This window comes from Streptomyces sp. NPDC040432 (assembly GCF_055595445.1).
In genome coordinates this window covers 614513-639791 of sequence record NZ_JBVIVP010000003.1, presented here as the reverse complement: position 1 = coordinate 639791, position 25279 = coordinate 614513, and the positions used below count along the sequence as shown (strand labels likewise).

Annotated in this window: 24 protein-coding genes; 10 read left to right on the top strand and 14 right to left on the bottom strand. The window is 71.3% G+C overall.

The window, feature by feature from the left end; all coding sequences use genetic code 11:
- Positions 1–86: 86 nt before the first annotated feature.
- The 3 genes from ACZ58N_RS10000 (at position 87) to ACZ58N_RS09990 (ending at position 2522) form a co-directional block, all read left to right on the top strand.
- A complete protein-coding gene (locus ACZ58N_RS10000; RefSeq protein ID WP_471157462.1) occupies positions 87–1331 on the top strand; it encodes a hypothetical protein in 1245 nt (414 codons plus the stop codon).
- 329 nt (positions 1332–1660) lie between these two features.
- Positions 1661–2212 (top strand): DUF4383 domain-containing protein, encoded by a 552-nt coding sequence (locus tag ACZ58N_RS09995; RefSeq protein WP_471157461.1) that lies wholly within the window; start codon positions 1661–1663, stop codon positions 2210–2212.
- An 85-nt stretch (positions 2213–2297) separates the two neighbouring features.
- Entirely contained in the window at positions 2298–2522 is a 225-nt protein-coding gene (locus ACZ58N_RS09990) for an FmdB family zinc ribbon protein (protein ID WP_471157460.1), read from the top strand.
- 134 nt (positions 2523–2656) lie between these two features.
- Here the strand turns inward: ACZ58N_RS09990 and ACZ58N_RS09985 are convergent, their stop codons facing one another.
- The 4 genes from ACZ58N_RS09985 to ACZ58N_RS09970 are packed head-to-tail and all read right to left on the bottom strand — an operon-like array spanning position 2657 to position 7891.
- Positions 2657–3316, bottom strand: a complete 660-nt coding sequence (locus ACZ58N_RS09985; protein ID WP_471157458.1) for an O-methyltransferase — start codon at positions 3314–3316, stop codon at positions 2657–2659.
- A complete protein-coding gene (locus tag ACZ58N_RS09980) occupies positions 3313–4134 on the bottom strand; it encodes an HAD family hydrolase (protein ID WP_471157457.1) in 822 nt (273 codons plus the stop codon). The genes ACZ58N_RS09985 and ACZ58N_RS09980 overlap by 4 nt, the downstream gene beginning before the upstream one ends.
- Complete coding sequence (locus ACZ58N_RS09975; RefSeq protein ID WP_471157456.1) at positions 4131–6707, bottom strand: phosphoribosyltransferase; 2577 nt, start codon at positions 6705–6707, stop codon at positions 4131–4133. The genes ACZ58N_RS09980 and ACZ58N_RS09975 overlap by 4 nt, the downstream gene beginning before the upstream one ends.
- A gap of 8 nt (positions 6708–6715) precedes the next feature.
- Positions 6716–7891, bottom strand: a complete 1176-nt coding sequence (locus tag ACZ58N_RS09970) for an HpcH/HpaI aldolase/citrate lyase family protein (RefSeq protein ID WP_471157454.1) — start codon at positions 7889–7891, stop codon at positions 6716–6718.
- Between the two features lie 194 nt (positions 7892–8085).
- Between ACZ58N_RS09970 and ACZ58N_RS09965 the strand changes: the two genes are divergently transcribed.
- Positions 8086–8877 (top strand): TerD family protein, encoded by a 792-nt coding sequence (locus tag ACZ58N_RS09965; protein ID WP_471157452.1) that lies wholly within the window; start codon positions 8086–8088, stop codon positions 8875–8877.
- Positions 8878–8961: 84 nt separating this feature from the next.
- Here the strand turns inward: ACZ58N_RS09965 and ACZ58N_RS09960 are convergent, their stop codons facing one another.
- From ACZ58N_RS09960 to ACZ58N_RS09935, 6 genes are all read right to left on the bottom strand, one after another.
- Positions 8962–9702 (bottom strand): TerD family protein, encoded by a 741-nt coding sequence (locus ACZ58N_RS09960; protein WP_471157451.1) that lies wholly within the window; start codon positions 9700–9702, stop codon positions 8962–8964.
- A gap of 126 nt (positions 9703–9828) precedes the next feature.
- The gene (locus tag ACZ58N_RS09955) at positions 9829–10947 is read right to left on the bottom strand and encodes a DUF475 domain-containing protein (protein WP_471157450.1); all 1119 of its coding nucleotides are present in this window, start codon (positions 10945–10947) and stop codon (positions 9829–9831) included.
- Positions 10948–10972: 25 nt separating this feature from the next.
- Complete coding sequence (locus tag ACZ58N_RS09950) at positions 10973–11548, bottom strand: TerD family protein (RefSeq protein ID WP_362878215.1); 576 nt, start codon at positions 11546–11548, stop codon at positions 10973–10975.
- 95 nt (positions 11549–11643) lie between these two features.
- On the bottom strand, positions 11644–12219 hold the full coding sequence (locus ACZ58N_RS09945) for a TerD family protein (protein WP_281206264.1): 576 nt from the start codon (positions 12217–12219) through the stop codon (positions 11644–11646).
- 125 nt (positions 12220–12344) lie between these two features.
- On the bottom strand, positions 12345–12803 hold the full coding sequence (locus ACZ58N_RS09940; RefSeq protein WP_471157448.1) for a peroxiredoxin: 459 nt from the start codon (positions 12801–12803) through the stop codon (positions 12345–12347).
- 207 nt (positions 12804–13010) lie between these two features.
- On the bottom strand, positions 13011–13436 hold the full coding sequence (locus ACZ58N_RS09935) for a DUF3052 domain-containing protein (RefSeq protein ID WP_281206266.1): 426 nt from the start codon (positions 13434–13436) through the stop codon (positions 13011–13013).
- 426 nt (positions 13437–13862) lie between these two features.
- On the opposite strand from ACZ58N_RS09935, the gene aceE reads away from it, so the two are divergent.
- Both aceE and ACZ58N_RS09925 read left to right on the top strand, forming a co-directional pair.
- Positions 13863–16610 (top strand): pyruvate dehydrogenase (acetyl-transferring), homodimeric type, encoded by a 2748-nt coding sequence (aceE, locus tag ACZ58N_RS09930; RefSeq protein ID WP_471157446.1) that lies wholly within the window; start codon positions 13863–13865, stop codon positions 16608–16610.
- An 86-nt stretch (positions 16611–16696) separates the two neighbouring features.
- A complete protein-coding gene (locus ACZ58N_RS09925) occupies positions 16697–17524 on the top strand; it encodes a potassium channel family protein (RefSeq protein WP_471157444.1) in 828 nt (275 codons plus the stop codon).
- Here ACZ58N_RS09925 and ACZ58N_RS09920 read toward each other — a convergent pair.
- Together ACZ58N_RS09920 and ACZ58N_RS09915 are read right to left on the bottom strand one after the other, a co-directional pair.
- Complete coding sequence (locus tag ACZ58N_RS09920) at positions 17505–17897, bottom strand: peptidase inhibitor family I36 protein (protein ID WP_471157442.1); 393 nt, start codon at positions 17895–17897, stop codon at positions 17505–17507. The two genes, ACZ58N_RS09925 and ACZ58N_RS09920, sit on opposite strands and share 20 nt — an antisense overlap.
- A 200-nt stretch (positions 17898–18097) precedes the next feature.
- Positions 18098–19705 carry an MFS transporter gene (locus ACZ58N_RS09915; RefSeq protein WP_471157441.1) on the bottom strand — a complete coding sequence of 536 codons (1608 nt, stop codon included), beginning with the start codon at positions 19703–19705 and terminating at the stop codon, positions 18098–18100.
- A 117-nt stretch (positions 19706–19822) separates the two neighbouring features.
- On the opposite strand from ACZ58N_RS09915, the gene ACZ58N_RS09910 reads away from it, so the two are divergent.
- From ACZ58N_RS09910 to ACZ58N_RS09900, 3 genes are all read left to right on the top strand, one after another.
- Complete coding sequence (locus tag ACZ58N_RS09910; protein ID WP_471157439.1) at positions 19823–20500, top strand: TetR/AcrR family transcriptional regulator; 678 nt, start codon at positions 19823–19825, stop codon at positions 20498–20500.
- Between the two features lie 306 nt (positions 20501–20806).
- Positions 20807–21946 (top strand): alpha/beta hydrolase, encoded by a 1140-nt coding sequence (locus ACZ58N_RS09905; protein WP_471157582.1) that lies wholly within the window; start codon positions 20807–20809, stop codon positions 21944–21946.
- 98 nt (positions 21947–22044) lie between these two features.
- Positions 22045–22890 carry a DUF4429 domain-containing protein gene (locus ACZ58N_RS09900; protein WP_471157437.1) on the top strand — a complete coding sequence of 282 codons (846 nt, stop codon included), beginning with the start codon at positions 22045–22047 and terminating at the stop codon, positions 22888–22890.
- Positions 22891–22924: 34 nt separating this feature from the next.
- On the opposite strand, the gene ACZ58N_RS09895 is transcribed toward ACZ58N_RS09900, so the two are convergent.
- Together ACZ58N_RS09895 and ACZ58N_RS09890 are read right to left on the bottom strand one after the other, a co-directional pair.
- Complete coding sequence (locus ACZ58N_RS09895; protein WP_471157435.1) at positions 22925–23977, bottom strand: aldo/keto reductase; 1053 nt, start codon at positions 23975–23977, stop codon at positions 22925–22927.
- Entirely contained in the window at positions 23974–24366 is a 393-nt protein-coding gene (locus tag ACZ58N_RS09890) for a MerR family transcriptional regulator (protein ID WP_471157433.1), read from the bottom strand. Before ACZ58N_RS09890 ends, ACZ58N_RS09895 begins: the two co-directional genes overlap by 4 nt.
- Positions 24367–24462: 96 nt before the next feature.
- Between ACZ58N_RS09890 and ACZ58N_RS09885 the strand changes: the two genes are divergently transcribed.
- A complete protein-coding gene (locus ACZ58N_RS09885) occupies positions 24463–25278 on the top strand; it encodes a serine hydrolase domain-containing protein (protein ID WP_471157580.1) in 816 nt (271 codons plus the stop codon).
- The last annotated feature ends 1 nt before the right edge of the window (position 25279 follow it).

Genomic DNA, 25279 nt, shown 5'->3' with positions numbered 1-25279 from the left:
ACATGGAGGGCGCACCCCCCACGCAAACCCGTTCCGGTGGGGGAGAATGGACCGGGGCATGGCGGACGGGGCACGGGAGAGGGATTGTGACGACGGCATCCCGGCGGTGGTTCGGCGGGCGGGACGAGAGTCGACGGGCGGACGCGCAGGCGGCGAAGGATGCCGCGGCGGCCGCGTTCTACGAGCTGGACACGGCGCAGCGGGATCTGCGGATCTCGATCGAGACGATCGCCGCGGCGGACGGGTCTCCGGCGGCGCGGCGGGCGACCGAGGGGTTCGCCGCGCTGGGGGTGCGCATCGACCAGGTGAGCCAGGTGTACATCGAGGCGGTGGACGCGCACGACCTGGATCGGGTCGATCTGGAAGGGTCCGTCGCCGCGCAGGCGCGGGAGCAGCTGACGCGGGCGCGGGACGAGCTGGTGCGGGCCCAGGGGGAACTGGAGCGGTTCGCGCAGGGGCTGCAGCCGCTGCTGGACAAGGCGGAGACTCAGTTGGCGCGGGTGGCTCCGGCCCGGGAACGGGCCAGGGCGGCGTTGCTCGCGGCGAGTGACGCGCTGGACTCGGTGCGTGCCAAGGGCATGCGGGCCGATGACCTGGCGGCGCGGCTCGCGGCGCTGGGGCCGGAGCTGACGAAGCTGAACCAAGGAGCGGCGCAGCACGGGGTGCAGGAGACCGTGCAGCGGGCCGACCGGATCCTGCGGGACGCGGAGGGCGTGCGGGCCGAGGCGGAGCGGCTCCCGGAGCGCGCGGCGGAGATCGACCGGCGGCTGGTCAGTCTGCGGACCAGGGCCCAGGCGCTGCGGAACCGGGCGGACCGGGTGGATCCGGTGCTCAGCGAGTTGCGGCGGCGGTTCAGCGCGGCGTGTTGGCAGGACCTCCAGCAGGTGCCGGACGAGGCGGTACGGGATGTCGCGCGGGCCGAGGAGCGGCTGGCGGAGGCCGGGCGGGCGCGGGACGAGCAGCGCTGGGCGGACGTGACGGCGGCCATCGAGGCGGTTCGGGGTTCCTTGGACGCCACGGACGAGGCGGTGTCGGCGGCGCAGGACCGGCTGGACCGGCTGGAGGCGGTGGCGCGGGATCCGCAGGCGGAGGTGCAGCGGACGCGGTTCGCGATCCGGGACGCGCAGCGTCTGGCGATGGCGGGCCGCAGCGTGCCCGATCCCCGGCACGCCCGGCCGCTGGACGAGTCGGTGGCGCGGGTCGAGCGGGCCCTCACCGGTTTGGAGGGGCGGCACCCGGACTACTGGGCGTTCCTCCAGGAGATGGAGGACGTACGGGCCTCGGTGAACCGGGTCGTCAACGAGATCCGGGCGGAACGCGGCCACGCCTGACCCGGCCGCACGAAGCCGTCCCGATCACCCGGCCTCACGAGGCCTGCCCGACCACCCGACCGCACGAAGCCTGCCCGACCACCCGACCTCCGGCCCCCCGCCCACCCGACGGCACTCCGCCGGCCGGGCCCGGCCTTGCCACGCTCCGTGATGTGCCCGCAAGCCCGGGCGGCCCGGACAGCGCCGAAGGCGGCAGGCCCGAGCCCGGCGGCAGCAGCCCCGCTCCGCTCCGCCGCTGCGCCGCCGACCCGGCGCCCCTCCCGCTTGTCCCCCACCCCCCGGCGGCGGATGCTGGGAGGGACGTACGGCCCGAGGCAGAGGAGGCCGTCATGGTTTCGCACGCGGCGCCGCGCATTCCCCGGCCGGTGGGGGCCCGGCTGAACGAGCACCTTCCCGTCGACCACAAGCTGAGCAAGGTGTACCGGGTGGGGGCGGGGTTGACCGGGCTGCTGTTGGTGGTGTTCGGGGTCCTGGGGTTGATCGACCGGATCGGGTTCTTCGACACGGGCGGGGACACCGTCGCGGGCCTCAGTACGAACGGCGCGCTCAGCGTGCTGTCCATCCTGGTCGGGCTGCTGCTCTTCGCCGGGATGGTGGTGGGCGGGAACTTCGCGTCGACCCTGAACATCGTGTTGGGCCTGCTGTTCATCGCGAGCGGGTTCGTGAACCTCGCGCTGCTGGACACGGGTCTGAACTTCCTGGCCTTCAAGATCCCGAACGTGCTGTTCAGCTTCGTCGTCGGCGTGATGCTGATGTGGTTCGGGATGTACGGGCGGGTGGGCAGCGCCCTGCCGCACGACAATCCGTACTGGCGCGCCCGCCACCCCGAACAGGCCGCGCGGGAGGCGCGTGCGGCGGCGCGGAGGGGGCTCGACCGGTAGCCCGGGCGGCCGGCCCGGCGCCGTCGGCGGTGTGTCCGGGGCTCGGGGATACCGGGATGCCGTCCGGCCGCATAGCCTGGTCGGCATGCCCCGTTACGAGTACCGCTGCCGGACCTGCGACGACACCTTCGAGGTCAGCCGGCCCATGGCCGAGTCGTCCGCTCCCGCCGACTGCCCCGCCGGTCACGCCGACACCGTCAAGCTGCTCTCCGCCGTCGCCGTCGGCGGGACGAGCGCCGGCTCCACCGCTCCCGCGCCCGCGATGGGCGGCGGTGGGGGCGGCTGCTGCGGCGGCGGCGCCTGCGGCTGACCCTCGCCGTCCACCCCGGCCGACCGCATCGCCCGGAACACGCCCCCACCCGATCCCCCTGTCCGGGTCCGAACCCGGACAGGGCAGACACCGGCCACACCACCGGCGGCGCCACACCAACGGCACCGCCACGCCTACCGCTTGCGCGACAGCGTCAACCCGTCCGAGATCGCCAGCAGGACGGATTCCATCCGGGGGTCGGCCGCGACGTGCCCGTTGAAGGCGTGGACGCTCGCGCCCCGACTGTCGGGGGACTCGTCGAGGACGGTTCCGTGGAACAGGGTGTTGTCCGTGACGATCAGGCCGCCCGGGCGGAGCCTCGGCACGAGTTCCTCCCAGTAGAGGATCTGGCTCTGCTTGTCCGCGTCCACGTACGCCAGGTCGATGTGCTCCTCCTTCGGCATCGCGCGGAGCGTGTCCAGCGCGGGGGCGATGCGCAGCTCGATGCGGTCGGCGACGCCCGCCGCCTCCCACGCCTCGCGGCCGTACGCCGTCCACTCCTCCGACACGTCGCAGGCGATGAGGCGACCGTCGGCGGGGAGGGCCTGGGCCATGGACAGGGCGGAGAAGCCGGTGAAGGTGCCCACCTCCACGATGTGCCGGGCGCCCGTCAGCCGGACCAGGAAGGCCAGCAGCGGCCCCTGTTCCTCCGCGGACTGCATGCCCGCCGACTTCGGGAACTTCTCGTGGGTCGTGGCGACCAGCCCCCGCTGGACGGCGTCCAGCGGGGGGTTGTGCGCCAGGACGTACTGGTAGAGCTCATCAGTGATCTTGGTGCTGTTGCCCTTGGTCATGCGGTCAGTGTCGCAACCGTCCCGCCGAACGCGCGGATGATTTCCTCACCCGCCGACACACCGGCCGTCGACAGGGCGGTCACCGACGGCGCCGTCCACCCCGCGTCGGCCAACTCGCCGTGTCCGGGCCGCCAGCCCCGGTCCGCCGCGAGCAGCAGGTCGGCGTCCAGGAGCGAATCACCCGCGGCGAGGGTCGTGGTCGCTCCCGTCCGGCGGGCCACCTCGGCCATCGCCGCGCTCTTGGTGAGGGGCCTCGGAACGGCGTAGATCTTGCGGCCCTGGAGCGAGACGCCCCAGCCGCGCGCCTCGGCCCACTCGGTGAGGGACTTCAGCCATTCCTCGGGGACCAGGGCCCGCTCGACGACCAGGTAGGCGAACAGGTCCTCGGCGATCCTCGCCTTGCGCAGCCACGCCGGGTCCGACACCGCGAGGAGGTGCTGGTGGACCTCCTCCAGCGGGGCGCACTCCTGGGCGAGGAGTCCGACGACCGACCGTCGCCAGTCCCGGTCGGGGACACCGTCCACGAGCAGCTGGCCGCCGTTGGCGCAGATCGCGTACGGGGCCGGGCGGCCGGGGAAGCGGATCCGCTGGTACTGCTTGCGGGTCCGCGTCGTCGTGGGGACGAAGACCGCCGCGGGGTTCTCGGTCAGCTCCGCCAGCAGGGCGGCCGCCGTTTCCGTCATGAACGACAGCGGCTTGCTCTCGTGCACCTCGACGCACAGCAGCCGCGGGGCCACCGGGTCGGGCATGGTCAGGCCGAGGGCGGCCGACGAGTAGATGAGCGTACGGTCGAGGTCACTGGCTACGAGGACAGTCACTTGGTGGACACGGCCTTTCCGTCGGCGCCCGTGGCGCCGCGAGTGAATCGGGGGTGGATGAGTCCTACGCACGTGTAGGGAAGTCCGTCGACCTCCTCGACCGGCACACCGCGCTGCTCCGCGAGCAGACGTACGTGGTCCAGGTCGGCCCCGGCTCCGCGCTGGGCGAGGATCTTCCACGGGACGCGGCGCAGCAGCACCCGCGTGGTCTCGCCGACGCCGGGCTTGACCAGGTTCACGTCGTGGATGCCGTACTCCTCGCTGATCCGCTCGACGGCCGCCCAGCCCACCCAGGTGGGGGTGCGGTCGGCCGCGAGCAGCTCCTTGACCTCGTCGTCGACGGCGTTCGCGACGGCGTCGAAGCGGGCCGCGACGGCGTCGACGAAGCCGACGGAGACATCGGCTCCGGCGAGTTCGCGGTAGAACTTCGCGCCGTGGAAGTCGGCGGGTCCGACCAGGTCGGACCTCAGCACCGTACGCGAGACCAGTCCGGAGACGGTGGAGTTCAGGCAGGCCGAGGGGATCAGGAAGTCCTCGCGGGTGCCGTAGGTGCGTACGCAGGATCCGGGGTCGGCGAGGACGACGATCTCCGGGTCGAAGCCCGGGAACGCGGCGAGGGCGTCCTTCAGCTCCCGGGTGATGGCGCCCTTGCCGGTCCAGCCGTCCACGAAGACGACGTCGGCGGGGTCGTGGTGTGCGGCCAGCCAGCGCAGCGCGTTGGCGTCGATGCCGCGGCCGCGCACGATGGAGACGGCGTAGTGCGGCAGGTCCAGGCCGTGTCGGGCCTGGGCCCAGCGGCGCATCAGCACGCCGACGGGGGTACCGGCGCGGGCCAGGGAGACCAGCACCGGGGAGGGGGAGCGTTCGGCGAGCACGGTCTCGGTGACGGTCCCGACCGCCCGGGCTATCCGGGTCGCGGAGGCTGCCAGGGCGCTGCGGTACAGCTCCTGGTAGCCCTCGGAGGGCTGGTACTCGACCGGCAGGGACTCGGCGTAGTGCGCGCCGCCCGCCTGGATGGCCTCCTCCCGCTCCTCGGTGGGGGCCTCCAGTTCCACCCCGGAGAGGTCCTGCAGCAGCCAGCCGACGTCCTCCGCCGCGTACGAGGAGAAGGCCGGGCCGCGCAGCGGCTCGGGGAGGAGGATCGGCTCGGACATGGTCGGCTCCCGCCGGTCGGATGCGTGGGGCGACGGTGCCCGGGACGGGGGCTCCTGGGGCGCGACGGCCCCGGACGGCACGTACGACGGTACGACGGCCAGCAGGACCCGCCCGGTGTGCGGGGCGAGGGCGGTGAGCAGGCCCGTGCGCAGCTCGGGGGTGTCGCCGACCGAGTCGACGACGGCGACGACGGTGTCGAAGGCGGTCCCGTCGGTACGGGCGACGTTGTAGGCGTACCGGTCGCCCGGCCCGTCCGCCGGGGCGTCGTGGGCGGGGAAGACCAGCCGGGTGCGGATGGCGTAGCCGGGGTCGTCGACGGCCAGCACGGGCGAGCGGGTCGTGGTGGAGAACCGCACCTCGGCCGCCGCCCCCGACTGCTCCAGGGCCAGCGCGAGCCGCAGCGGCGCGTACATCAGCTCCTCGTTGCCGAGGACGAGGACCCGTCCGGGGTTCGCGCCCAGTGCGTCGGCGAGCCGATGGGCGAGCCTTGGAAGGGCCGACTCCAGGGCCGCGCGGTGCGTGGGGGTGAAGCCGTGCCGTCCTCCGTCGGGGACCCCGTCGGGCCAGCCGAGCACGACCCGCCCGACGGGGGCGGCACCGGCGGCCGGCACATCGGCACCGGGAATGCCCGGCGTGCAGCCCTCGCCCCCGCTCCCGTCACCGCTCTCGTACCGCTCGACCAGCGCCTGTCCCTTGGCCAGGACCCCCTCGGGGAGGGAGACCGTACCGGCCGCGAGGGAGATCAGGTCGACGCGGGCGCCGAGCTCGGCGGCGAAGTCGGTCAGCCGGTCGCGGTCCGCGGCCGAGCGCATGTCCACGAGGGCCACGACCACGTAGTGCGGGCGGGGGTGGCGGGCGTGCAGGTCGCGGATGGTGTTCAGGACCGTGTTGCCGGTGGAGAACTCGTCGTCGACGAGGACGAGCGGCCCACTGCCGGCGAGCAGCCGCGGGTCCTCGGGGAGGAGGAGGTGCGAGGTCGCGTGCGAGTGCGCCTCCTCGAAGCCGCCGGCGGGCTCGACGCCCGGTACGGGGCGGCGGGTGGAGTGCAGGTAGGGGGCGGTGCCCAGGCCGTCGGCGACGCAGTGTCCGAGGCCGGTCGCGGTCTCCGCGTACCCGAGGACCACCGCGGAGACGGCCGCCTCCGCGCCGAGGAGCTCCCGTACCCGCTCGCCGAGGCCGTATCCGGCGGCGTGGACCACCGACGGGGACTGCGGGACGTGTTTGCCGAGCACCTGCGAAACCAGCAGGTGGGCGCGCTTGGGGTTGCGTCGCAGGGCGAGCCCGAGCAGCTCGTCCAACGGTGGCTGCGTCGGGTCGCCGCCCGCTTCCAGGGCGACGCCCAGCCGGTCCGCGACCCAGGTTCCCGACCACACCTCGTCGATCGTCTTGCCCTTCTCCGTAGGAAACTCCGTCGTCACCGGCCCGCTCACACCTGGAGCCCGGCCGTGAGGAGGTCGACGAAGCCGACCTCCTCCCTCGCCACACCGAAGGCCTCGGCGCGCTGCATGGTGCGCTCGGCCCAGGCCCGGTGCGGTTTCACTTCGTTCATTTTGTTCGTATAAGCCGATCGCAGCACCCCGCCGCCTCCGCGTTCGGGGCGCAGGATGTCCTGGGCGTCGCTGAACTCCTCGTGCGAGACCACCGACAGGGCGTGCACGGGGGTGACGTGCGCGGGGTGGATGCAGGTCTTGCCGGTCAGCCCGTTGGCCCGGTCGAGTTCGATCTCGCGGAGCAGTCCGTCGAGGTCGTGCTCGATCAGCGTGGTGCGCAGGTCCTCCACACCCTCCTCCAGGAAGGGGCTGCGGCGCAGCTGCGGCTTGAAGAGGCGCTGCTGGCTGCGGAAGTACTCCCAGACCGGGCCGGTGACGGTGAAGCCGGTCCCGTCGGCGCGGCTGAGGACGTTGACCACGTCGGCGATCACGCCGGCCACGATCTGGACGTCGTACGCGGTCATGTCCGGGGTGCGGCGCAGCCCGTACGCGGAGCAGAAGTCGGTCACGCCGAGGCGCAGGGCCAGGACGTGCTCGCGGTAGCGGTTGACGGTGCGCGAGATGCCCGCCAGGGCCTCGACCCGGGTTTCCAGGTGGAGGAGCTCCGGGGATTCCAGCACCGGCATGGCATACAGGTGGGGCAGCCCGGCCGAGGCCTGCGCCTCGACGACGGCGTCGAGGAAGGCCGTGCCACGGCTCTCCGTGAACTTGGGAAGCACGAATCCGGCCAGGTTTCGCACCGAGTCGCCGAGGCGGCGTACGAGATCGGAGATCTGCTCGGGCGTGCGAACGCGGATGAACAGCAGGGGCAGCTCCGCCGCGTCCGGGCCCTGGGCGTCGAGCGCCGCGAACTGTCGGACGAGGTTCTCCTCGCCGTCGACGACGTCGGCGTCGCTGATGGAATCCTCCAGGCAGAGGACCATCGAGACGACTCCGAGGCCGGCCTGCTTGCGGATGTCGGCGGCCAGGTTCGGGCGGGTCGCGGGGCTGTAGAGGGTGGCTCCGAGCGCGGCGGCCAGCGTACGGGCGGGAGACGCCAGGGTGAACTCCGAGGGCTCCTGGTGGAAGAGCTCTTTCCGGACGCTGGGCGAAATGTGCCCGAAGTGACGCATGTGCTTCCTTCGTACTGCCTCGGCGGCCCGACTGGCGTGGCCGGTAATAGTACGTACGAATATGAGTCAAGAGTTCCTCAAGCACATGAAGTTCAGGTAACCCTCTTGCACCATGCCCAGCTCGCACGTTCGGTACAAGGCCCTACGGGGGGCCGCATTGTCCCGGTCGGGCCCGGGAGGGCAGGATGACGGGCATGACGCACACGATGCAGAAGGGCTCGAACATCCCGGTGGCCGCCGTGGCGGTCCGGGCGGTGCTGCGCTGGTCCACGGGGCCCGAGGTGCCGGACGTGGACGCCTCGGCGCTGCTCGTGGGCGCGGACGGGCGTGTGCGCTCGGACGAGGACTTCGTGTTCTACAACCAGCCCCGGCACCCTTCCGGGGCCGTGTGGCGGCTGGGCAAGAAGCAGCTCGGCGACGGGTTCACGGACGCGGTCCAGGCGGATCTGCGCGCCGTCCCCGCCGTCGTGGACCGGATCCTGGTGGTGGCCTCGGCCGAGGACGTCCCCTTCCAGCGCGTCCACGACCTGCGGATCCTGCTGTACGACGCGACGGCCGGCGCCCGCCCCGAACCGCTGGCCCACTTCGACGTGCGGCCGGAGACGGGCGCCGAGACCGCGCTGATCTGTGGCGAGCTGTACCGCAGGGGCGACGGCTGGAAGTTCCGCGCGCTCGGCGAGGGCTACTCCGATGGACTGGTCGGACTGGCGACCGACCACGGGATCTCCGTGGACGAGAACGCCGCCACCGGGGGCTCCGAGGAGTCCCCGGCGGCCGAGGGCGCGTCCGCGGCGGGCACCGGGCCCACCGCGGAGCAGACCGCCGCCATGCGCCCGCCGGTCCCGGCCCCGCCCACGCAGGCCCCGCCCGCGGTCCAGCCGGCGTACGGGTACCCGCAGCCGGTGTCCCCGGCCCCGGTGCCGACCCCGGGCGGCGACCCGTCGTTCCGGCTGCCGGTGCAGGGCCCCCAGTTCATCCGCCGCTGACGCACCCCGCCCCGACCCCGCCGTACGCCGCTCACGCGGCCGGCGGGGCGCGGCGGGCGCCGGGGCACGGCCCGGGGCGGCCCGTCAGCTCTTGGTGCTCTTGTAGCCCCGCCCCCACTGGAGCCCCCAGCCGTAGAGGCGGTCCAGCTCGGCCTGGAACCCGTAGACGAACTTCACCTCACGGCGGACGATCAGCTCGCCCTTGACGTTCTCCAGGGACAGGACGGCGCAGGAGCGGGCCTGCGGGTGCCGTTCCTCCAGCGGTATCTCGATCCTCGGCCCGGTGACCGGGTACAGGGTGACCAGGGCGTGCGTCCGGTCGAAGGCCGGGGTCTGGTCGTAGATGTAGACGAAGACGAGGAGCCGCTTGATGTCCTCGGCGTGGTCGAGGTTGATGTAGAGCGTCTCCCCCGAGGCCGAGCCGAACCGGTCGTCGCCGCTGAGCTTCACGTACGGCGGGTCGTTGAGGTCGCCGAGGAGGTTCCCCAGCGGCTGCACGGCGCCGCGGGTGCCGTCGGTCAGTTCGTACAGACAACCCATGTCGAGGTCGACGTTGACCATGCCCTGGGTGTGGGCCTGCACCATGTCGGGCTTGAACAGCTTGAACGGGTGCCGCAGCAACTGCCCGCTCTGTCCGGAGCGGCCACCGAAGTCGGAGGTCCGCATCCGCCACGAGAGGTTGACGCGCAGGTTGCCGTGGACGGCCTGCTGCTTGGTGAGCGACACCGTCGGATGTCGTTTCGTCAGCTCGATGGCGTTCGAGGAGGCGTGCCCCGAGTCGAACCCCATGGCCCGCGCGCCCCTGATCCCGTCGAAGAACCCCATGGTCCCCTGCCCCCCTGCTTCATCACGAGTACGAACCCCTCACACGTACGGAAGCGGGGCGGCCCGCCGGGTCCGTGGACCCGACCGGCCGCCCCGCAATGGGAGCGTTCCGCATTGTCACCGGGGTCATGCCTCGGCTGCGGCACCCTCCTCCAGTTCCAGGCGCTTGTTGCGGCGCACGGAGGACCAGAAGGACCAGCCGATCAGCACCACACCGACGAGGCCGGTGATGAACTCGTTGATCTCGTACTGGATGGTGATGAGCAGGATCACGGCCAGCGCGCCGATGGCGTAGTGGGCGCCGTGCTCCAGGTAGACGTAGTCGTCGAGGGTGCCCTGGCGGACCAGGTAGACCGTCAGCGAACGGACGTACATGGCACCGACGCCGAGGCCGAGGGCCATCAGCACGATGTCGTTGGTGATGGCGAAGGCGCCGATGACCCCGTCGAAGGAGAAGGAGGCGTCGAGGACTTCGAGGTACAGGAACATGAAGAAGGCTGCCTTGCCGGCCATCGCCACGGCCGACACGGGCTTGCCGGTGCGCTTGGCCTCTTCCTCTGCCTCGTGCTCGGCTTCCTCCTCCTCCTCCAACTTGTTCTCGAAGTAGCCGGAGAGACCGCCCACGATCATGTAGGTGATCAGACCGAGGACCCCGGAGATCAGCACGGTCTGCGCCTTGTCGACGTGCGCGCCGCCGTGCTGGTGGGCGTTGGTGGCGAAGGTCATCGCCGTGATGGCCAGGATGATCAGCGCGATGCACGCGGACAGCATGTCGACCTTGCCGAGCTTGGCGAGCGGACGCTCCAGCCAGGCGAGCCACTTGATGTCACGGTCCTCGAAAATGAAGTCGAGGAAGATCATCAGGAGGAACATGCCGCCGAAGGCGGCGATGGACGGGTGAGCGTCCGTGACGAGCTGCTGGTACTGGTCCTTGTCGGACAGCGCGAGGTCGACCGCCTCGATCGGCCCGATCTTGGCACTGATCGCGACGATGACGACGGGGAAGACCAGGCGCATACCGAACACCGCGATCAGAATGCCGATCGTGAGGAAGATCTTCTGCCAGAAGGCATTCATCTTCTTCAGGATTCCGGCGTTGACCACCGCGTTGTCGAAGGACAGCGAGATCTCCATGATCGACAGGATCGCCACGATACCGAAGGCCTGCCACCCCCCGTAGAACACAGCTGCGACCAGACCGAGCGCAGTGACTGCGAACGACCAGCCGAAGGTTTTGAGAACCACTGGCACCCCATCGTCTTGTACGGCTTTACGAAACGTTGACCCCGAAGTCTAGAGCGATGCCCCGCAGGCCCGACGCGTACCCCTGCCCTACGGCCCTGAACTTCCATTCGCCGCCGTACCGGTAGACCTCGCCGAAGATCATCGCGGTCTCGGAGGAGGCGTCCTCGGTGAGGTCGTAGCGGGCCAACTCCTGGTCGTCCGCCATGTTCACGACGCGGATGAACGCGTTGCTGATCTGGCCGAAGCTCTGCCGGCGGGCGTCCGCGTCGTGGATCGACACCGGGAAGACGATCTTGTCCACGTTCGCCGGGACCTTGGTGAGGTCGATGATGATCGACTCGTCGTCACCCTCGCCCTCGCCCGTGAGGTTGTCCCCGGTGTGCTCGACGGAGCCCTCGGGGCTCTTGAGGTTGTTGTAGAAGATGAAGTACGCGTCCCCGAGCACCCGGCCGCTGTTGCACAGCAGCGCGCTGGCGTCGAGGTCGAAGTCGGCCCCCGTGGTCGAGCGCGCGTCCCATCCCAGTCCCACCAGAACCCGGGTCAGGTTCGGTGCGGCCTTGGACAGGGATACGTTGCCCCCCTTGGCGAGTGTGACGCCCATGATGTGGTCCTCCCCGGACGACGTGGTGTGGTGGCAAAGCCGGTCCGGCGCCGTACACACAGTGCACGGCGCCGGACTGACTGACTGCTGTTGGCTCAGACGTTGACGCCGAAGTCCTGCGCGATGCCGCGCAGGCCCGAGGCGTAACCCTGGCCGATGGCACGGAACTTCCACTCCGCGCCGTTGCGGTAGAGCTCGCCGAAGACCATGGCGGTCTCGGTCGAGGCGTCCTCGGAGAGGTCGTAGCGGGCGAGCTCGGTGTTGTCGGCCTGGTTCACGACGCGGATGTACGCGTTGCGGACCTGACCGAAGCTCTGCTGCCGACCCTCGGCCTCGTAGATCGAGACGGGGAAGACGATCTTGGCGACATCGGCGGGTACGCCGGCGAGGTTGACCTTGATGGCCTCGTCGTCACCCTCGCCCTCACCGGTGGTGTTGTCACCGGTGTGCTCGACCGAGCCGTCCGGGCTCTTCAGGTTGTTGAAGAACACGAAGTTCGAGTCGCTGGCGACCTTGCCCTGGTCGTTGGTCAGGATCGCGCTGGCGTCGAGGTCGAAGTCGACACCGGTGGTGGTGCGAGCGTCCCAGCCCAGACCGACGATGACCGCCGTCAGGTTAGGCGCGGCCTTGGTCAGCGAGACGTTGCCGCCCTTGCTGAGGCTGACTCCCACGGGTCCTCCATTGGGTAAATGTCCGGGGCGGGCCCCGTCGTGCGATTGCTACCGGATCAACGTTCTGATCCTAGTGACGGGTTCCCGTTCGTACACGGTTTTGGTACGGAATCTGCCCGAGGGCATCAGAGGCTGTCGAGGGCCTTGATGTACTCGTTCAGGTCACGCGCGTCGGGCAGCCCGTTGACCACGGTCCACCGCACGACGCCGTCCTTGTCGATGATGAAGGTGCCGCGCACCGCACAGCCCTTGTCCTCGTCGAAGACCCCGTAGGCGCGGGAGGTCTCCCCGTGCGGCCAGAAGTCGGACAGCAGGGGGTAGTCGAGGTTCTCCTGCTCGCCGAAGACCCTCAGGGTCGGCACGGAGTCGTTCGACACGGCGAGGAGCTGGACCTCGTCGTTCTGGAAGCGGGGCAGCCGGTCGCGCAGCTCGCACAGTTCGCCGGTGCAGACGCCCGTGAAGGCGAACGGGTAGAAGAGCAGCACCACTGCCTTCTCGCCCCGGAAGTCGGAGAGCCGCACGGTGGCACCGTGGTTGTCCTTGAGCTCGAAGTCCGGAGCCTTGTCGCCGACCGCGATGGCCATCTCTCGTATCCCTTCGTTTCTGCATTCCTGCATTCCCGCACGTGCGCTTTGGACCGTTCGGGTGAGAGCCCGCCGGTCCTGGGGTCAGCCTATGGGGTGACCGGCCCGTCCGGGCGGGCACGTGCGCCCCCGAAAACGACCGTGCCCCACCGACCTCGGGGTGATCCGGGTCGGCGGGGCGGGTCCGCTCGTCTGCGGGGGTTCGGCTCAGCGCTTCTTGGCGGCGGCCTTCGGGGTCGTCAGCTTGACGGCAGTCCAGTCGTCGCCCACCTTGACGGGCTTCGCCTGGGACAGGCCGGCGGTCTCGACGGCCTCGCTGATGTCGCTGGCCTGCACGAAGCCGTCACGGCCCGTCTTGGGGGTCAGCAGCAGGACGACGGAGTTCTCATCGACCAGTTCGATGGCATCGACCAGCGCATCCGTCAGGTCACCGTCCTCTTCCCGGAACCAGAGGATCACGGCGTCGACCTCGTCGTCGTAATCCTCATCGACGAGTTCGCTGACGTGCTTCTCAACGGCGTCACGGAAATCCTGATCGACGTCGTCGTCGTAGCCGATCTCCTGGACCACCTGTTCGGACTGGAAGCCAAGTCGAGTGACCGGGCTCTCCGCGTGGTCCGCGGTCGCGCTCACGGTGTGCCTCCTGCTCATGTTCGGTGAATGTCTTTCGGCGGCGCGCGTACGCGCAGCATTGGGCGTAGTCCACACGGGCGCGGCGGATCGCGCAAGTACCCGGCCGCCGAGACCGTCGAAACGGTGACGATTGCGGCCGTCTCGCCGCAACTTTCAGGCTTCCCTCATACGCCCCTGGTGATTCATCCCACACCATTCCAGCTCATTCGGCATCGCAGGAGGACTTTCCTACCTGTTTGAGGGACGAACGACCTTACGAACCCGATGATCGACCTGGGCGTAAGGTTGCGAGGTGGACCTGCCCGCTTGTCCGCTCCTTCGCCGCTCCAGGTGTTACCCAGTGGTAGAGGTGAAGATTTCGGTCGAGCGTAAGACCATGGGAGGCGGCGACCCAAGGCACGACTCCCCCGACAGCGAAGGAACAGCGTGGCTTCCGCATCCGATCGCAATCCGATCATCATTGGCGGCCTGCCGAGTCAGGTCCCGGACTTCGATCCGGAGGAGACGCAGGAGTGGCTCGACTCCCTGGACGCCGCAGTCGACGAGCGGGGCCGTGAACGTGCCCGTTACCTGATGCTGCGGCTGATCGAGCGGGCCCGCGAGAAGCGCGTGGCCGTGCCGGAGATGCGCAGCTCGGACTACGTCAACACCATCGCCACCAAGGACGAGCCGTTCTTCCCCGGCAACGAGGAGATCGAGCGCAAGGTCCTGAACGCCACCCGGTGGAACGCGGCCGTCATGGTCTCGCGCGCCCAGCGTCCCGGGATCGGCGTCGGCGGGCACATCGCCACCTTCGCCTCCTCCGCCTCCCTCTACGACGTGGGCTTCAACCACTTCTTCCGGGGCAAGGACGAGGGCGACGGCGGCGACCAGATCTTCTTCCAGGGCCACGCCTCCCCGGGCATCTACGCGCGCGCCTACCTCCTGGACCGGTTGTCCGAGCAGCAGCTCGACGCGTTCCGGCAGGAGAAGTCCAAGGCCCCGTACGGCCTGTCCAGCTACCCGCACCCGCGGCTCATGCCGGACTTCTGGGAGTTCCCGACGGTCTCCATGGGCCTCGGCCCGCTCGGCGCCATCTACCAGGCGCGGATGAACCGGTACATGGAGGCGCGCGGGATCGCGGACACCTCCAAGTCCCACGTGTGGGCGTACCTGGGCGACGGCGAGATGGACGAGCCGGAGTCGCTCGGCCAGCTGTCGATCGCCGCCCGCGAGGGCCTGGACAACCTGACGTTCGTCGTCAACTGCAACCTCCAGCGCCTCGACGGTCCGGTGCGCGGCAACGGGAAGATCATCCAGGAGCTGGAGTCGATCTTCCGGGGTGCCGGCTGGAACGTCATCAAGCTGATCTGGGACCGGTCCTGGGACCCGCTGCTCGCCCAGGACCGCGACGGCATCCTGGTCAACAAGATGAACTCGACGCCGGACGGTCAGTTCCAGACGTACGCGACGGAGTCCGGCGCGTACATCCGCGAGCACTTCTTCGGCGGTGACCAGCGGCTTCGCGCGATGGTCGAGAACATGAGCGACCAGCAGATCCAGCACCTGGGCCGCGGCGGTCACGACCACAAGAAGGTCTACGCGGCCTACGCGGCGGCCAAGGCCCACAAGGGCCAGCCGACGGTGATCCTGGCGCAGACGGTCAAGGGGTGGACGCTCGGCCCGAACTTCGAGGGCCGCAACGCCACGCACCAGATGAAGAAGCTGACGGTCGACGACCTCAAGCGCTTCCGCGACCGGCTGCACATCCCGGTCACGGACAAGCAGCTGGAGAGCGGCGCCCCGCCGTACTACCACCCGGGCCGCAACTCCCCGGAGATTCAGTACATGCACGACCAGCGCAGCGCGCACGGCGGCTACGTGCCGACCCGCGTGGTGCGCGCCAAGCCCCTGCAGCTGCCGGACGAGAAGACCTACGCGGCCGCGAAGAAGGGTTCCGGGCAGCAGTCGATCGCCACGACGATGGCCTTCGTCCGCATCCTGAAGGACCTGATGCGGGACAAGGAGATCGGCAAGCGCTTCGTGCTGATCGCGCCGGACGAGTACCGCACCTTCGGCATGGACGCGTTCTTCCCGAGCGCCAAGATCTACAACCCGCTGGGGCAGCAGTACGAGGCGGTGGACCGCGAGCTGCTGCTGGCGTACAAGGAGTCCCCGACCGGTCAGATGCTGCACGACGGCATCTCGGAGGCGGGCTGCACGGCGTCGCTGATCGCAGCGGGTTCCGCGTACGCGACGCACGGCGAGCCGTTGATCCCGGTCTACGTCTTCTACTCGATGTTCGGTTTCCAGCGCACCGGTGACCAGTTCTGGCAGATGGCGGACCAGCTGGCGCGCGGTTTCGTGCTCGGCGCGACCGCCGGCCGGACCACCCTCACGGGTGAGGGCCTCCAGCACGCCGACGGTCACTCGCAGCTGCTGGCGTCCACGAACCCGGGGTGCGTGGCGTACGACCCGGCGTACGGGTACGAGATCGCGCACATCGTCAAGGACGGTCTGCGGCGCATGTACGGGCCGACGGAGACGAACGAGCCCGGCGAGGACGTCTTCTACTACCTGACCGTCTACAACGAGCCGATCCAGCACCCGGCCGAGCCGGCGGACGTGGACGTCGACGGGATCCTCAAGGGCATCCACCGGGTGTCGCGGGGCGACTCCGGCACGGTCGGGGCGCAGATCATGGCCTCGGGCGTGGCCGTGCCGTGGGCGCTGGAGGCGCAGCGGATCCTGGGCGCCGAGTGGGGCGTGAAGGCGGACGTCTGGTCGGCGACCTCCTGGAACGAGCTGCGCCGCGAGGCAGTCGAGGTGGAGGAGCACAACCTGCTCCACCCGGAGGAGGAGCAGCGCGTCCCGTACGTGACGCGGAAGCTGTCGGGTGCCGAGGGGCCGTTCGTGGCCGTCTCGGACTGGATGCGCGCGGTGCCGGACCAGATCTCGCGGTGGGTGCCGGGCCCGTACACCTCGCTGGGCGCGGACGGCTTCGGTTTCGCGGACACGCGGGGTGCGGCGCGGCGCTTCTTCCACATCGACGCGCAGTCGGTGGTCCTCTCGGTGCTGACCGAGCTGGCCAAGGAGAACAAGATCGACCGTTCGGTGCTGAAGCAGGCGATCGACCGCTACCAGCTGCTGGACGTGGCTGCCGCCGACCCGGGTGCCGCGGGCGGGGACGCCTGACGGCCGGTCGGTGAGGTGAGGGCGGCGGCCCCCGGGGACTCCCCCGGGGGCCGCCGTCGTCGTGCCCGGTCCCTACGATGCCCGTCATGAAGGAAACCTCCCGCCTGCTGCTGTGGGAGCGGCGGAGCCAGACCCCGCTGCTCGTCCTGGCCGTGGCGTTCGCCGTCGCGTACGCCGTTCCGATCGTGGTCCCGGACGCCGAGGACCGCGTGCAGCGGCTGTGCACGGTCACCGAGTGGGTGGTGTGGGCGGCGTTCGCAGCGGACTACCTGGTGCGGCTCGGCCTGTCACCGGCCCGGAAGGCTTTCGTCCGGACGCACTGGCTCGACCTGGCGGCGGTGCTGCTGCCGCTGATCCAGCCGCTGCGGCTGCTGCGGCTGGTGTCGACGCTGCTGCTGGTGGGTCGGCGGGCGCGGATGGCGCCGCAGGTCCGGCTGACGACGTACGTGGCGGGCGCGGTGGTGGGCCTGCTGATGTTCGGGTCGCTGGCCGTGCTGAGCGTGGAGCGGGACGCCCCCGAGGGCAACATCAAGAACCTGGGGGACGCGGTGTGGTGGTCGTTCACCACCATGACGACGGTGGGTTACGGCGACCACTCGCCCACCACCGGGCTCGGCCGGGTGCTGGCCGTGGGGCTGATGCTGTCGGGAATCGCCCTGCTCGGTGTGGTGACCGCCAACATCGCCGCCTGGTTCATCTCCCGTTTCGAGCGCGACGACCAGGTGGAGCGGCTCCAGTTGGCGGCCGTGCGCGAACTCCAGGACGAGGTGCGGGCGCTGCGTGCCGAGGTCGCCCGGCTGGGCCCGTACGCGCCGGCCCCGCCGGAGGCCCCGGCCGGCGGGGGCGGCGTCCCGCCGGCGCGGACGCCGGAGAACGCCGCGGTGCCGGCCGGGCCTACCCTTCCCACACCTTGAACGCCCTTACCTGGTAGGGCGACTGGGGCAGCAGTACGCCGTCGCCCGGGTAGGTCTGGAACTCGCCCGTCTCGGCGCACTCGGCCGACTGGTAGGTGGTCACGGGGCGGCCGGTCCGGTTGACGAGGGACTGGGCGGTGGTGCCGGCCGGCACGGCGGTGCAGCTGTTGATGTCCAGGGTGCTCAGTTCGTGGCTCTGTCGCGCTCCCTTGAAGTCCGGTTTGGCCCACAGGCACAGCTGGCCCGTGGCACAGGCCGCGTACGGTTGCGGGCCGGCGGCGTGCGCGCGGCCGGCCGTCCCCGGGACGAAGGCGGTGGCGGCCAGGACGGTGGCGGCGAGTGCGGTGACGCGTGCGGTGCTCCACGTACGCATGACGGATCAGCTCCTTGGTGGACGCGCAGCCCCCGGACCGTTTCCGAGGACTTCGTCGCCACCACGCTGACCTGCGAAGACGCAGGTACGGAAGGGGCTGCGGGCGGGTCCACCCGGATAGGCGACAGCCCCGCCGGAACCGTCCGGCGGGGCTGTCGTACGTGCGGGGTTGACCGGACCGTAACGGCCGGTGGGCTCCGTCAGATGTGGGCCGCGCCCGCCCCCGCTTCGGCGTTGGCGCCGCGCTTGGTGAAGCAGGCGACGACCGCGGCGAGGACCGCGACCACCCCGGCGACGGTGAACGCCGTGCTCATGCCGGACACGAAGGTGTCGTGCGCGACGCCGGTGATGGCCTGGGCGACCTGCTCGGGAGCGCCCTCCGGGACGGGCGCGATGCCGACCTGGACGCCCTTCTCGGCGAGTTCGAGGTCCGCGGGGGCGAGCGGCGGCAGTTGCGCCGCCGCCCACTTGTCCCCGAACGTGTCACCGACCTCGGCCGCCATGACGGCTCCGAGGACGGCGGTGCCGAGGCTGCCGCCGACCTGCATGGCGGCCTGCTGGAGTCCTCCGGCCACCCCGGAGAGCTCCAGCGGGGCGTTGCCGACGATGACCTCGGTGGCGCCGACCATCACCGGGGCGAGGCCGAGGCCGAGGAGGGCGAACCACAGGGACATGGTGAGGGTGCCCGTGTCGGGGGTGAGCCGCGCCATCCCGAAGCAGGCGGCGGCGGTGGCGACCATCCCGGCGACGAGCGGCACGCGCGGGCCGACCTTGGTGATGGCGGCGCCCGCCAGCGGCGAGCCGATGATCATCATGCCGGTCAGCGGGAGCAGGTGCAGGCCGCTGTCGACCGGGCTCATGCCGTGCACGTTCTGCAGGTAGAAGGTGACGAAGAACAGGCCGCCCATGAAGGCGAAGGCCATCAGGACCATGAGGACCGTGCCGGCGGACAGCGGCAGCGAGCGGAACATGCCCAGCGGGATCAACGGCTCGGAGACCTTCGACTCCCACAGGGTGAAGAGCACGAAGCAGATCACGGACACGGCGAGGAACAGCAGGGTCTTCGAGTCGCCCCAACCCCACTCGGCGGCCTTGATCAGCGCCCAGATCAGGGAGAACATCGCGACCGACAGCAGCACGATGCCGGGGAGGTCGAAGGAGCGCGGCGCGTTCTCGGCCCGGTGGTCGAGCAGGATGAACAGGCCGAAGGCGAGCGCGACGATGCCGACGGGCACGTTGATGAAGAAGACGGACTGCCAGCTCACGTGCTCGACGAGCAGGCCTCCGACGATGGGCCCGGCGGCCGTCGAGGCGCCGATCACCATGCCCCAGATGCCGATGGCCATGTTGAGCTTCTCGGCGGGGAAGGTGGCGCGGAGCAGGCCGAGGGCGGCGGGCATCAGCAGGGCGCCGAAGAGTCCCTGCGCCACGCGGAAGCCGATGACGAGGCCGACGCCGGTCGACAGGCCGATCGCGGCCGAGGAGACCGCGAAGCCGGCGATGCCGATGAGGAAGGTCTGGCGGTGCCCGAAGCGGTCGCCGAGCTTCCCCGCGGTGATCAGGGAGACCGCGAGGGCCAGCAGGTAGCCGTTGGTTATCCACTGGACCTCGGCGAGGCTGGCGCCCAGGTCCTTCTGGATCTCGGGGTTGGCGACGGCGACGATCGTGCCGTCCAGGGTGACCATCATGACGCCGATCGCCACGGCGAACAGAGTGAGCCACGGATGGCCGCGAAGCCCGGACCGGTCCTGCGCCGGGGCGGGTTCCTTGCCCGGCACCTCGTCGTGGACGGTGATCTGACTAGTCATGCGAACAGGCTAGTGACAGCGACTGACACTTCACAAACGGCTCAACGCGGCCATCTTTGTCGCGTGGGTCACAGGTACCCTGACCGCTCACTCTGCGTCAGAAGGGACCCCGAGGTGATGACCGATCTGCGGCCCGCCCCGGCCGCCCCGGCAGCGGCCGGACTGCGCGAGCGCAAGAAGCGGCGCACCCGGGACGCGCTGCTGCGCGCCGCGCTCCTCCTCTTCATCTCCCAGGGCTACGAGCGGACCACGGTCGACGAGATCACCGCCGCGGTGGACGTCTCCCAGCGCACCTTCTTCCGCTACTTCGCGAACAAGGAGGAGGTCGCCTTCGCCGTCCAGGACCTGGTCGAGTCGCACTTCGTGGCCGAACTACGGGCCCGGCCCGCCGCCGAGGGCCCCCTCACCGCGATGCGCCGCGCGGTCCTCGCCGCCTGGGACACCGTCGAGGAGGCCATCTCCGAGGTCGTCCCCGTGGACCTGTACATGCGCGGCTACCAACTGATCGAGTCCACTCCCGCGCTGCTCGCCGTCCACCTGCGACGGTCCACCGAGCTGGAGGAGGAGATCGCCCGGCTGATCGCCGGCCGCGAGGGCCTCGACGTCGACGCCGACCCCCGACCCCGGGTGGTCGTCGCCGCCTTCTGCGGCGTGATGCGCGTCACCGGGCGGCTCTGGGGTCAGGGCGAGGACACCAGCGTGGACGCCATCCGGCGGATGACCGCGGCCTACCTCGACCAGATCGGCCCGGCCCTCGCCGCGGACTGGCGCCACACCCCCACCGACCCCGCCTGAGCGGGCCGCGGGCCGGGCGGGACTCCCACGACACGCCCCGCAACCACCGGCCCCGCCGGCGGTCCGTCGGCCCCGCCGGGGCCGGCGACGGACGGCGACTCTCCGTCGCGGAACCCGCCGCCGGAGGGCGGCCGCCGGCCCCCGACCGGCCGTGAGCCCCATCACCTGGCGCGCCGGGGGCTCCGGCGGTCTTTTAGTCTGACTCCAGTGAAACTGTCCGGCCCCGCCCCCTCCACCGCCGCCGCGGTACCCGCGCGCCCCGTCGCCGCCCTGCGCACCCTGCTCGCGCTCGCGGTCGTGCTCGTCATGCTCGCCACCACCGGTTGGACCGCCGTGCACCGCCCCGAGGCGGGCACCCCGCCGCGGGCCGCCGCACTGGCCGCGTGGGCCGTGGCCCGGATCGACGGCCGGGCCGTACCGCCCGCGGACGCGCCCGTACGGACGGTGGCCCGCTTCTTCGCGAGCCTGGACGGGGCCCAGCGGACCCGGCTCACCACCGGGTACCCCCTCGTCGTCGGCAACCTCGACGGGGCCCCCGCCCACCTGCGCTACGAGGCCAACCGCATCTCCCTGGAACGGGCCGAGGGCATCGAGCAGGAGCGCGCCCACGACATCGCCCTCACCCCGGCCGACCGGGCCACGGCCACCCGGCGCGCGCACCGCTTCGCGTCGCTCGCCGAACCGGGCCGGCAGATCCTCACCTTCGACCCCACCGGCGGCGGCCTCGTCGCCGAGGTCTTCGGCGACCTCGACCGGGCCCGCCGGGTCTCGGTGATCGTGCCCGGCGTGGACACCGACGCCGTCACCTTCGAGCGCACCCAGCGTCGTCTCACCGCCCCCGCCGGCATGGCCCGCTCCCTCTACGAGGCCGAGCGCGCGGCCGCGCCCGACAGCGCGACCGCCGTCATCGCCTGGGCCGGCTACACCGCCCCCACCGGCGTCGGTGTGGACGCCGCCACGGGCCGGCTCGCCGTCCAGGGCGCCGCCCGTCTGCGGTCGCTGGCCGCCGCCCTGCCCGGTGACGCCGGGGTGGCCCTGTTCTGCCACAGCTACGGGTCCGTGGTGTGCGGGGTCGCCGCCCACGAGCTGCCCCGCCGGGTGACGGACGTGGTGGTCGCCGGCAGCCCCGGCATGCGCGCCGGGAACGTCACCGAGCTGCACACGAGCGCCCGGGTGTGGGCCACGCGGGACGAGGGCGACTGGATCGAGGACGTACCGCACCTGGAGCTCGGCGGGCTGGGTCACGGGGCGGACCCGGTCTCCCCGGAGTTCGGTGCGCGCGTGCTGTCCTCGACGGGCGCGAAGAGCCACACCGGCTATTTCGAGCCAGGTACCGCCTCACTCGACAACTTCGCCCGGATCGGAACCGGCGCATTCGGTTCCGTCGCCTGTGTGGGCGACGGTGACGACTGCCGCCGTGGAATTTCCGGCACGGAGGGTGACTGACGCGGAGGGACCCGTACCCGTCCCGCCCCTCACCGGCAGAACCCCGGAAAAAGCTGACCCCCCGGCTGGGCAGACGCACGGGGCCGCGTCCCTTTACGATGTGCCGCATGGGTGACGTACTGGCCGGAAATCATGCCGTCTGGGAGTTCGACTCGGACTCGGTGCTCATCCGCTTCGCACGGGGGATGCGGACGCCACGGCTATGGCACGCGCTGGGCCCGCGCAGGATCCCCCTCGAAGCGCTGTCCGGGGCGAACGTGACCGCAGGCCGAAGGGACACGGTGATCCTGCGCGCCGAACCGCGGCCCGGCGCCGATCCGCTGATGGAAGCGGCCGCCGGGCAGCTCAAGGACGCCTGCGACCCCTACCGTCTCGTGCTGCCCCGTGACCGGGCGGCCGACGCCGACGCCTTCGCGCACGCCCTGCGCGCACGCCTCGACCCGGACGCCGACCGGCCCGCCGACCGGTTCCTCGTCGACGTGCCCGAACCGCCGCTCCAACTCAAGGCCTACGACGCCCGCGTCGGCTTCGACGGGACCACCGTGACCTTCCAGTGGTCCCGCACCGGCGCGACCAGCACCAAGTGGAAGGCCGGCGACCAGCGGTACCCGTTGACCTCCGTCACCGGCGTCGAGTGGACCTCCCCCGACCGCCCGGGCGGCGGCCACCTGCGGCTCGTCCCGCGCGACACCACGACCGACGCCCGACCCGACCACGACCTCGCGGCCGCCGTCTTCGGCGTCGGCTACGGAGCCGTCCACGAATCGCTGCCCTTCGCCGCGGCCGTCCTGGCGGCCCTGGGCGCCCGCACCCCCGTCGCCTCCGTCCCGTCCACCGGCCCCTCCGAGGACGACCGGCTGCGCCACCTGACGGAACTCCACGGAGCGGGTCTGCTCACGGACTGCGAGTACTCGGCGCTCCGCGCGCGGTTCACGCCCTCCTGAGCGGGACCCCGCGCCTCCCCCGGGCGGCGCGGGGTCAGGCCTCGCGGGCCGCCGAGGTGGAGCTCATGTCCGGGTAGCGGTCGCCCGCGACGCCCGCCGCGACCGGCTCCAGGAGGGCCAGCTCCTCGGGGGTCAGGGTGATCCGGGTCGCCGCCGCGTTCTCCACGACCCGACCCGGCCGCCGCGTCCCCGGGATGGGAACCACCGTCAGCGCGTGCACCGCCGCCCTCTGCTGCACCCAGGCCAGCGCGACCTGCGCCGGCGTGACCCCGTGCGCCGCCGCGATCCGCCGGACCGGAGCCAGCAACTCCGCGTTCGTCCGGGCGTTGTCGCCGGTGAACCGCGGCTGGTACCGGCGGTAGTCCCCGGCCGACAGCTCCACCGAGGCGTCCGCGAAGGCGCCCGTCAGGAAGCCGCGCCCCAGCGGGGAATAGGGGACGAAGGCCACCCCCAGCTCGGCCGCCGCGCCCACCGCGCTGCGCTCGACGTCCCGGCTGAACAGCGACCACTCCGACTGGAGCGCGGCGATGGGATGCACGGCGTACGCCTCGCGCAGCTCGGCCCCCGTGACCTCACTGAGCCCCAGGTGGCGCACCTTCCCCTCCCGCACCAGATCGGCCATGGCGCCGACCGACTCGGCGAGCGGAACGGCCGGGTCCCGGCGGTGCATGTAGTAGAGGTCGATCACGTCCGTGCCGAGCCGCCTCAGGCTGTCCTCGACGGCCCGGCGGACGTACGCCCGGTCGTTGCGGACGCCCCGGTGGTGGGGGTCGTCGGTGCGCTCGATGCCGAACTTCGTGGCGAGTGTGATCCGGTCCCGGTGGGCGGACACGAAGGGCGCGAGGAACTCCTCGTTGGCGCCGCGCCCGTAGACGTCCGCCGTGTCGAAGAGCGTGACGCCGGCGTCCAGCGCCGCGTCGAGGGTCGCCCGGGCCGCCGCCTCGTCGGTGTCCCCGTAGAACTCGCTCATCCCCATGCAGCCGAGGCCCTGGACGCCGACGACCGGGCCGCCCTTGCCCAGTTCGGTCCGCTCGATGGCGAGATGCCCCTCGGTCCGGTCCTGGTTCTGGTTCTGGTTCTCCGTCATGACCCCGCCTTCCCCGCGATCGTTCTCATCTCGTACATCCCGATCTTGAAATCCAGTACGCCGAGGGCGTCCGTCAGTTCCGTGATCCGCGACCGCACCTCGGTACGGGTGCGTTCCAGCAGCTCGCGGCGCTGCTCGACGGTGTGCTCGCCCTCGCGGACCAGTTCGGCGTACCGGACCATGTCCGCCACCGACATGCCGGTGGCCCGCAGCTTGCCCACGAAGGACAGCCAGTCGAGGTCGCGCTCGCTGAACCGACGCTGCCCCGAGTGGGAGCGGTCCACGTGCGGCATCAGACCGATCCGCTCGTACCAGCGCAGCGTGTGCTGGGTCAGACCCGTCCGGGCCTCGACCTCGCTGATCGTGTACCGCGTCTGCGTCAGGCTCATGCCCCCACGCTAAAACCTTGGAGTGCACTCCAAGCAAGTAGGCTCGGCCGCATGGACAGCGCGGAGAGCACGGCGAGCACGGGGACCGGTAGCGGCATGGACAGCCTGCGGATCATCGACACCTGGCCGGTACCGACCGCCGCGGCCGCGGTGGTGCGCGCCGACGGCAGCCTCGCCGGCTCGCACGGGCCCCTCGACCGGCGCTTCCCGCTGGCCTCGGTCACCAAGCCGCTCACCGCCTACGCCGCGCTCGTCGCGTACGAGGAGGGTGCGATCGAGCTGGACGAGCCGGCCGGCCCCGAGGGGTCGACGGTCCGTCACCTCCTCGCGCACACCAGCGGGCTGGCCTTCGACGAACACCGTGTCATGGCCCCGCCCGGGCAGCGCCGGCTGTACTCGAACGCCGGTTTCGAGGTGCTCGGCGATCACATCGCGAAGGCGACGGGCATCCCCTTCGCCGAGTACCTGCACCAGGCCGTGTTCGAGCCGCTGGGCATGGGCTCCTCCGCCCTGGAGGGCTCGCCGGCGAAGGACGGCGTCTCCACCGTCTCCGATCTGGTGCGCTTCGCCGCCGAGCTCCAGGCACCGCGCCTGCTGGACGTGCGCACGGTCGCCGGGGCGACCTCCGTGGTCCACCCCGGCCTCAAGGGAGTCCTGCCCGGCTACGGGCACCAGTCCCCCAACGACTGGGGCCTCGGCCTGGAGATCCGCGACGGCAAGTCCCCGCACTGGACCGGCCTGACCTCCTCACCGCGCACCTTCGGACACTTCGGCCAGTCCGGCACCTTCCTGTGGGTGGACCCGGACGCCCGCGCCGCGTGCGTCGCACTGACCGACCGCGCCTTCGGCCCGTGGGCCGCCGACGCCTGGACCCCGTTCACCGACGCGGTCCTCGCCGAGCTGCGCGGCTAGG